This is a genomic window from Bradyrhizobium guangdongense, from assembly GCF_006483445.1.
GTDB classification, from domain to species: domain Bacteria; phylum Pseudomonadota; class Alphaproteobacteria; order Rhizobiales; family Xanthobacteraceae; genus Bradyrhizobium; species Bradyrhizobium guangdongense_A.
Genome location: NZ_PPPT01000164.1, coordinates 69,724 through 77,524, shown reverse-complemented (window position 1 = coordinate 77,524; position 7,801 = coordinate 69,724). Strand labels below are relative to the sequence as shown.

At 64.1% G+C, this 7,801-nt stretch carries 3 protein-coding genes and 1 pseudogene; 3 read left to right on the top strand and 1 reads right to left on the bottom strand.

From position 1 onward, the window contains the following. Positions 1–121: 121 nt before the first annotated feature. Entirely contained in the window at positions 122–3,598 is a 3,477-nt protein-coding gene (locus C2U70_RS23465; RefSeq protein ID WP_140980810.1) for an indolepyruvate ferredoxin oxidoreductase family protein, read from the bottom strand. A 159-nt stretch (positions 3,599–3,757) separates the two neighbouring features. Between C2U70_RS23465 and C2U70_RS23460 the strand changes: the two are divergent. The 3 genes and pseudogenes from C2U70_RS23460 (at position 3,758) to C2U70_RS23450 (ending at position 7,412) form a co-directional block, all read left to right on the top strand. Next, positions 3,758–4,711, top strand: a pseudogene (locus tag C2U70_RS23460) (hypothetical protein). A 324-nt stretch (positions 4,712–5,035) separates the two neighbouring features. After that, positions 5,036–5,734, top strand: coding sequence for a cysteine hydrolase family protein (locus C2U70_RS23455; protein ID WP_140980808.1), 699 nt, complete (start codon positions 5,036–5,038; stop codon positions 5,732–5,734). 10 nt (positions 5,735–5,744) lie between these two features. After that, positions 5,745–7,412 (top strand): regulator, encoded by a 1,668-nt coding sequence (locus C2U70_RS23450; protein WP_140980806.1) that lies wholly within the window; start codon positions 5,745–5,747, stop codon positions 7,410–7,412. Positions 7,413–7,801 lie beyond the last annotated feature (389 nt).

Sequence of the window (7,801 nt, the reverse complement as noted above, 5' to 3'; positions counted from 1 at the left end):
AAAGAGCGTAAGCTCTTTCCGCATCGTCATTGCGAGCGCAGCGAAGCAATCCAGTATCTTTCCGTGGAGGCGGTCTGGATTGCTTCGTCGCAAGGGCTCCTCGCAATGACGCGCGGAGGCGCTACTCCGCAGCCACCGCAAAGCGACTGTTGTCCAACTCCGCTTCCAGCCGCGCTGTCTCCGCCATCGCCTGCTTGATGTTGGCCTCCTTGATGTGCCCAAAGCCGCGGATCGTCTCGGGCACGCGCGCGAGCCGTGACAGCAGCGGGATCTGCGCTGCCGAGAGCTTCGCGATCCGCTGGTCGATCATGCCAAGATAGTCCTCGACCAGTTTGCGCTCGGTCCTGCGTTCCTCGGTGCGGCCGAACGGATCGAAGGCGGTGCCGCGCAAAAACTTCAGTTTTGCCAGCAGGCGGAAGGCGTGGATCATCCAGCCGCCGAACTCCTGCTTCTGCAGGCGGCCGGTCGCGGCATCGCGCTTTGCGAAGATCGGCGGCGCCAGGTTGAACTTCAGGGTGAAATCGCCGTCGAACTTTTCCGACAGTTTTTTTGCAAAGCTGCCGTCGGTGTAGAGCCGTGCGACCTCGTATTCGTCCTTGTAGGCCATCAGCTTGAACAGGTTCTTTGCCACTGCTTCCGTGAGCTCCGTGGACGAGGGCAGGACGGCGCTTTCGGCCTTGCGGACCTTGGCGACTGCAGCAAGGTAGCGGTCGGCATAGGCCTTGTCCTGATAGTTGGTCAGGAAGTCGGCGCGGGTGGCGATGATCTCGTCGAGCGACCTCGTCGGCGCGGACGCCCGGCTCTTGAACTGCAGCACGCTCTTCACGCGCGACATGTCGTGCGCGGCAAGTCGTCCCCAGGTGAAGGCGAGCTTGTTCATCTCGACCGCCGCGCCGTTGATCTCGATGGCGCGGAGCAGCGCTTCCAGCGAGAGCGGGATCGCGCCCTTCTGGAAGGCGAAGCCGAGCATGAACGGGTTGGTTGCGATGCTGTCGCCCATCAGGGCCGCCGCAATACCCGTGGCGTCGACGATGTCGAGGTTCTTCTCGCCGATGGCCTCGCGCAGCACGTCCTGCATCGCGCCCGCCTCGAAATCGAGATCGGGGTTTTGCACAAAACTCGCGGTGGGCTGAAGGTCCGCGTTGACGAACGCCTTCGTGACCCCGCGCTCGGCACGGATCAAGGCGCTCGGCCCGGCCGAGACGATCATGTCGCAGCCGAGAATGAGATCGGCGCCGCCATTGGTGATGCGGACGGCGGAGATATCCTCCGGCTTCGGCGCGATGCGCACATGGCTCATCACCGCGCCGTTCTTCTGCGACAGGCCGGTGAAATCCAGCGCCGAGCAGCCCTTGCCGTCGACATGCGCGGCCATGCCGAGCAGCGCGCCGATGGTGATGACGCCGGTGCCGCCGATGCCGGTGACGAGGATGTTGTAGGGGCCGTCGAGCTGGCGTGCCGGAGGCAGCGGCAGGTCCGCGAACAACTGGCCGGAGTCGACAGTCGAGGTCTTCATCCGCTTCAGCGTGCCGCCATGGACGGTGACGAAGCTCGGGCAAAAGCCTTCGACGCAGGAAAAGTCCTTGTTGCAGTTCGACTGGTCGATCTGCCGCTTGCGGCCGAACTCGGTCTCCAGCGGCTGCACGGAGACGCAGTTGGAGGCCTGCGAGCAATCCCCGCAGCCCTCGCAGACCAACTCGTTGATGAAGGCGCGCTTCTGCGGATCGGGATAGAGCCCGCGCTTGCGGCGGCGGCGCTTCTCGGCGGCGCAGGTCTGGTCGTAGATGATGACGGTGAGACCCTTGATGTCGCGCATCTCGCGCTGCACGGCGTCGAGCTCGCGACGGTGATGGATGGTCGCGCCTTGCGGGAAGTAATTGCCGGCGGGATACTTTTCGGGATCGTCGGAGACGATTGCGAGCCGCTTGACGCCTTCGGCCCAGACCTGATGCGCGATCTGCGCGACGTTGAAGGCGCCTTCAGCGGGCTGGCCGCCGGTCATCGCGACCGCGTCGTTATAGAGGATCTTGTAGGTGATGCTGATGCCGGCGGCAGCGGCAGCGCGCAGGGCGAGCAGGCCGGAATGCGTATAGGTGCCATCGCCGAGATTTTGGAAGATGTGCTGTTCGCTCGTGAACGGCGCCTGTCCGATCCAGCTCACGCCTTCGGCGCCCATATGCGAGATCAAATCGGTGCGCCGGCTCGGCATGCTCAGCGCCATGCCGTGGCAGCCGATGCCGGCCATGGCGCGGCTGCCCTCGGGCACACGCGTCGACGTGTTGTGCGGGCAGCCGGAGCAGAAAAACGGCGTGCGCGACAGCTTGATCGGCGCGGACGCCGTGAAAGGCTTCTCGAAGGCTTCGAGCCGCGCCAGCCGTTGTTCGAGCACGGGACTCTGATGACCGAGACGGCGCAACCGCGCGACGAGCGCGGCGGCGACCATAGTCGGCGTCAATTCGCCCTCGCTCGGCAGCAGCGTCGCGCCGCTCTCGTCGCGCTTGCCGGCGATCGAGGGGCGCCGCGAGGCATCCATGTTGTAGAGGATGCGCATCAACTGGTCTTCGATGAAGCCGCGTTTCTCTTCGACCACGAGAACGTCCTGCAGGCCCTCGGCAAAGCGTCGGGCACCCTGTTCCTCCAGCGGCCAGGTCAGCGCCACCTTGTAGATGCGCAGGCCAAGCTCCTGCGCGTCCTTGTCGGAGATGCCGAGATCGGCCAGCGCCTGGCGCAGGTCGAGATAGGCCTTTCCGGTTGCGATGATGCCGAGCCGCGCAGGTTTTGAGTCCAGCACGATGCGGTCGAGCTGGTTGGCGCGGGCAAAGGCCTGCACCGCAGCCATCTTCGGGCCGAACAGACGCTTCTCCGCCTCCAGCGGCGGATCGGGCCAGCGGATGTTGAGACCGCCCGGCGGCATCTCGAAATCATCAGGAAGCTTGATCTGGATGCGAGTGGGGTCGCTGGTGATCGAGGCCGAGCTCTCGACCGTCTCGCCGATCGCCTTGAAGCCGACCCAGCAGCCGGAGAAGCGCGACAGCGCAAAGCCGTAGAGACCGAGATCGAGATAATCCTGAAGGGTCGACGGGTTGATCACCGGGATCAGCGCGGCCGCGAACACCTGCTCGCTCTGATGCGCGAGCGTCGACGACTGGCAGCCGTGATCGTCGCCGGCGAGTGCGATCACGCCGCCATTGCGGGAGGTGCCGGCGGCGTTGGCATGCTTCAGCGCGTCCACCGAGCGGTCGACGCCGGGACCCTTGCCGTACCAGATGCCGAACACGCCATCGACCTTGGCGCCGGGAAACAGGCCGACCTGCTGGCTGCCCCACACCGCGGTCGCGGCGAGGTCCTCGTTGAGGCCCGGGACGAAGGCGATGTCGTGCTCTGCGAGGTGCGACTTCGCGCGCCACAACGCGTGGTCGTACATGCCGAGCGGCGAGCCGCGATAGCCGGAGATGAAGCCGCCGGTGTTGAGGCCCTGCAGCCGGTCGCGTTCGCGCTGCAACATGGGGAGCCGAACCAGGGCCTGGGTGCCGGACAGGTAGATCCGCTTGGCTTCGAGCCGGTATTTGTCTTCCAGCTCGACCTGCATCAGCGTCATCTCGCGATCCTTATTATTCCGGCGGGGGAAATGCTCCGCGGGAGAGGGCGGCGCACGAAGCAGAGGTCCGCAGTCAAAAGCATGCAGCAGCGAAGTCAATATCGCTGGCCGCATCCGTGTCGGTCCTGCTAGTCATGGCTTGTTCTCAAGGAGGCCCCGATGCCCAACGCGTTCGACACTGAGATCACCGAGACGGCGGAGGCCCTGATCGGCCCGTGGCGCAAGCCGCGCCAGATGCTGCAGGCGCAGACCTATGATGCGCACGCCTCCATCCATGACGACGCGACGGCGCAAAAGCTCGGCTTCAAGGGCGGCACGATCGAGGGCCCGACGCATTTCAGCCAGTTCGCGCCGCTCGGCGCTCGGCTGTGGGGGCAGGCCTGGTTCGAGAGCGGCTGTCTCTCCGCACATTATCGCGCCGTCTGTTACGAAGGCGAGGAGGTGCAGGCGATCCTGTCGAAACCGGCCAACGGCGCGCGGTAATGCGCGATCCAGATGGTGAAGCGCGACGGCACCGAAGTGCTTCGTGGCACCGCGTCGGTCGGTGAGCCCTCGGCGCCCACTGCGCTCGAGGCCCGGCTTGGCGAGCTCAAGCCGCTGGCTGACCCCGTGATCCTGCGCGACGTAAAACTCGGCCAGACCAGCAAGCGCCAGACGGTGCGCATGGCGTTCGACCAGAACATGGGCGACCTCTATCCGTTCTCGTTGCGACAGAAGCTCGCCGTCATCACGGAGAATTCGCCGTACTATGGGACGTCAGAGAATCCCTGGGGCAGGGCGATCATCCCGATGGAGATGCTGAGCGTGCTCTTCCAGTATCGCTCGAAGGACGAGCCGCTGCCGACCAAGGGGCCGGCGGTCGGCCTGTTCGCCGACCAGGAAATTCGCCTGGTGAAGGGGCCGCTGTTCGTCGACCAGGAGTACGAGGTCGAACGCGAAGTGGTCGCACTGTCAGGCAGCCGCCGCACCGAAAGCGCCTGGGCAAAGACGCGCGTCTTCGACAAGGGAGGCGCGCTGGTCGCGACCATGCTGCTCAACATGGCGACCATGAAGGATTCCTACGCGCCGTATCAGGACGAGTATCGCCAGCTCTACGGTCGCGCTGCGGGGTAGTGGCGGCACGCCGCCCCCTCCTGTCATTCCGGGGCGACGCGAAGCGTCGAGCCCGGAATCCATTTCACCTCACGCATTGTGGCCCGATGGATTCCGGGCTCGCGACTTCGTCGCGCCCCGGAATGACGAGAAGAGAGCGCTTATCCTTTGAGCAACTGCCCGTCACCGTGCCGTCGCACAGCGAATAAGCAGCGGCGGGTCCTTCACATAACACGCTGAAAGCGCGGGTGTTTCCCGCACGCTCCAACGCCGTCGGCCATTGTACACAATGGCACGGCGCTTGCAGAACTCTGGGAGATAAGAGTTCTCGCAGGGGCGTGGGTCATGTTGAACGCGAGCAAGCCAACGTCAGGCACGATCGTCGCCGAGCCGGAGCCGATCAAGCTGGACTGGTCGACCACCGCACTCGTCATCATCGACATGCAGCGCGACTTCATGGAGCCCGGCGGCTTCGGCGAGACGCTCGGCAATGATGTCAGCCAGCTTGCGCGCGCGGTGAAGCCGATCGCTGCGGTGCTTGCGCGGGCGCGCGACACCGGCATGCTGGTCGTGCACACGCGCGAGGGGCATCTGCCCGATCTCTCCGATGCGCCGCCGGCCAAGGTCGAGCGTGGCGCGCCGTCCCTGCGCATCGGCGATCCCGGACCGATGGGCCGGATACTCATCCGCGGTGAAGCCGGTCACGACATCATCCCCGAGCTCTATCCGCTCGACAGCGAGATCGTGATCGACAAGCCGGGCAAGGGCGCCTTCTACGCCACCGAGCTCACCGATGTGCTCGAAAAATACGGCATCGAAAATCTCCTGGTGTGTGGCGTCACGACGGAGGTCTGCGTCAATACCACCGTGCGCGAAGCCAATGACCGCGGCTACCGCTGCGTCGTCATGTCGGATGGCTGCGCATCCTATTTTCCCGAGTTTCACGAGATGGGCCTGAAGATGATCAAGGCCCAGGGCGGAATCTTCGGCTGGGTCGCGGACTCGGCCGCAGTGCTGGAGGCGATGAAAACTTCGACCACATAGAGGTACGATCATGAGCACATTGACGGGGACGGCCGGCAAATCTGAGATCGATAAGTCCGAGTTCAAGCCGGCGCTATGGACATCGGGAGACTGGAACGCGTTTTTCGGCTTCGGCACCAACATCCTCGTCAACATGCTGGTGCTCACGGGCCTGTTGCGCTTCGTGCTGAAGATGCCGGACAGTCTCGTGTTCGGCCGCATCCTGCCCGCGCTCGGGCTGATGATGTGCCTCTCGACCTTCTACTACGCCTTCCTCGCCTATCGTCTCGCGCAGAAGACCGGCCGCAGCGACATCTGCGCGCTGCCCTCGGGCGTCAGCGTCCCCCACATGTTCATCGTCACCTTCGTGATCATGCTGCCGATCACGATCAAGACCGGCGATCCGCTCAAGGGCTGGTCGGCCGGTCTCGTCTGGGTGTTCTTCCAGAGTTTTATTCTCATGATCGGCGGGTTCATCGCGCCTTTCATTCGAAAGATCACGCCGCGCGCGGCCCTGCTCGGCACGCTCGCTGGCGTCTCCGTCACCTTCATCTCGATGCGGCCGGCGTTAGAGATGTACATGACGCCGCAAATCGGCCTGGTGTGCTTCGCCATCATCCTGGTGAGCTGGTTCGGCGGCGTGAAATATCCAAAGAGCATTCCGGCAGGCCTGATCGCGATTGCGGTCGGCATGGTCATCGCCTGGGGCTCGAACCTGTTCGGGCTCAATCTCGGTGGATTAAGCATCAAGGGCGTCGGCGATGCCTTCGCAAGCTTCGGCTTCTCGGTGCCGATCCCTGCCGTGGGTTACGTTTTCTCCGGGTTCGAATTCCTCGGCATCATCCTGGTCACCGCCATTCCCTTCGGCATCTACGACCTCGTCGAGGCCATGGACAATGTCGAGAGCGCTGAAGCCGCCGGCGACGAATATCCGACCACGCGCGTGCTGACCGCCGATGGCGTCGTCAGCCTGATCGGCTGCCTGATGGGCAATCCCTTCATCAACGCGGTCTATATCGGCCACCCCGGCTGGAAGGCGATGGGCGGTCGGATCGGCTATTCGGCCGCGACCGGCGTGATGGTGGTGGTGCTGTCCTGGTTCGGCATCATCTCGGTGCTGCTTGCGCTCGTGCCCGTCGTCGCGATCTCGCCGATCCTGCTCTATATCGGCATGCTGATCGGCGCGCAGGCGTTCCAGACCACGCCGGTCAAGCATGCGCCCGCGGTCGTTCTGGCGCTGACGCCGCATCTTGCGGCCTGGGCAAAGCTCCAGATCGACACGATGCTAGGCTCGACCATGAATGCCGCGGCGAGCGTGGGCGGCATGGCGGCCGACAAGGCCGACGCAGTCAAGGCCGCCGCGATCGCCGCGTTGCCGCAGCAGGGCGTGTTCTATCACGGCCTCGAAGTGATGGGCGGTGGCTCCATCCTCGGCGGCCTCATCCTGGGTGCGATCGGCGTTTTCATTATCGAACGCGATTTCGAAAAGGCCTCGGCCTTTGCGCTTACCGGTGCAGTGCTGACCTATTTCGGCTTCATGCATGGCGAAGCCGTCGGCATCGGCGGCGGCTTTGGCGTGACGCCTGCGGTTGCGTTCGCCTATGCCGTGGTGGCCGCTGGCCTGTTCGCGCTCAGCCGTTCTGTCAGCAGCGAGAGCTACAGCTCGCATCCGGAGATGTCGGCCGCTCCAGCGGAGTAGGGTTCCAGCAAAAGTTGATCGCGGCCGGGCGATGTCAAATCGCCCGGCCGTTTTCTTTTTGAGGCCGCGGTGACCACATGCCGCACCCGGCGGCCGAGCGTGCCTTTTCGCTTGCAGGCAATCTTAGATAGAATAGTATCGCCATATACTTTTTGAATTGCTTTCAAATCCGGGGCATGCCCATGCAACGCATGCGCCTTCGCTATCGCCAGTCCTTCGGTCGTCGTCGCGGCTTGCCGCGAATGGTCAGTTGCGCTCGCTGCTGCGGGCGCGACGTCTGATTCTATTGCCGGATAGGGAGCATCAAGATGCGCAAAGCCAAGGCCAAAGCAAAGAAAGCAAAGCCAGCTAAAGCAACGGCAGGGAGCCGCAGCGTCCGTTCACCGAAG